The 1,355-nt window shown below is 63.9% G+C and carries 1 protein-coding gene and 1 other annotated feature; the gene reads right to left on the bottom strand.

Annotated elements, in window-relative coordinates:
• Window positions 1-30 precede the first annotated feature (30 nt).
• A protein-coding gene (locus H7C86_RS36900) for an IS3 family transposase (RefSeq protein ID WP_155773092.1) occupies window positions 31-1,304 on the bottom strand; the annotation gives its coding sequence in 2 pieces (ribosomal slippage) (window positions 31-1,028 and window positions 1,028-1,304; 1,275 coding nt in all).
• Window positions 901-1,032 (bottom strand) — a sequence feature (AL1L pseudoknot). Its footprint overlaps the gene before it by 132 nt.
• Window positions 1,305-1,355 lie beyond the last annotated feature (51 nt).

Raw genomic sequence — 1,355 nt, forward strand, 5'->3', positions numbered from 1 at the left:
TGAACCATCCCGGGTCTCATGCACACACTGTCATTTGTGTGCGACCGGTTGATCGGCACGGTGTTCAGCGTAGTACTTGGCTTCGTACTCGGCCGGTGGGATCCGCCCGAGACGATGCATGAGCCGGCCGGTGTTGTACCAGTGCACCCACGCCGAGGTGGCCTCCTCGACGTCACCGATGGTGCGCAGCGGCCCCTTGCGGAACGGGGAATCGTCGGCGATGCACTCGGCCTTGTACAACCCGATCGTCGTCTCCGCCAGGGCATTATCGTAGGCGTCACCTACCGACCCGATCGACGGCCGAAGTCCTTGCAGGAACAGGGTTTCCCCGAATCGCAGAGCCGTATATTGAGAGCCCGCATCCGAGTGGTGAATAGTCCTCTCGCGCAACGGATTGCCTTGCATCGACCGCAGCATGCAGGCGTGATTCACCGCCCGCTCTACGAACGCGGTTTCCTTCGACGTCGACACCTCCCAACCGACGATCGTGCCGGCGAACGCATCGATCACGAACGCGGTGTACGCGAAGCAGGGCACCATCCGCACGTACGTGAAGTCGGCGACATAGAGCGCATCGGGCCGGTCGACCCGGAAGTTCCGATCGACCAGGTCCGGTGGCCGCGGCGCCGACGGCTCCGCGATGGTGGTGCGGACCCTCTTCGTCCGGGTGGTGCCGCGCCACTCGTTCACGCGCATCAGCCGCTCCACGGTGCAGCGGGCCACCTCGATGCCCTGACGTTGCAGGTGGGCCCACATCTTCAGCGAGCCGTACAACGACTCCGGTTTGCGTCTGCCGTGCTCGTCCCGCTCGACGTAATACGAGGCCAGCACAGCGGTGATGGTGGCGTCCCACAGGGCGCGCTTCGACAGCGGGCGCGCCAGCCAGGCGTAGAAGGTTCTCGGGGCGATCGTGCACCCGTGCTCGGTGAGCACGCGGCAGATCGGTACGACCCCGAACTGATCGCGGTGTTCGGCGATGAATCGGCAGATCACTTGCGTGGCGGGTCGCACTCCCGCGCGAAGAAAGATGTTGCGGCTTTGAGTATTTCGATGGTCTTCTCGAGCTCGGCGTTCTTCCGGCGCAATGCCCGCAGTTCGATCTCCGCCTCGGACGCCGACGCGGCATGGGTGCCATCGCCCGCCGCTTCGGCCTTGCGGACCCACACCCGTACGGTCTCCGTCTTCAGTGACATCCGTTCGGCGATTGTGCGGATCGCCTCGTATTCCGAGGCGTAGTCACCACGGTGCTCGAGGACCAGGCGCACGGCCTTCTCTCGCACCTCGGCTGGATAGACATTCGGCATAAGGATTACCTTCCCAAGAAAGAAGGTGCGCATCAAACCCGGGACGATTCA

Origin of the sequence: Rhodococcus sp. UFZ-B548, from assembly GCF_903819475.1 — a bacterium.
GTDB classification, from domain to species: domain Bacteria; phylum Actinomycetota; class Actinomycetes; order Mycobacteriales; family Mycobacteriaceae; genus Rhodococcus_F; species Rhodococcus_F erythropolis.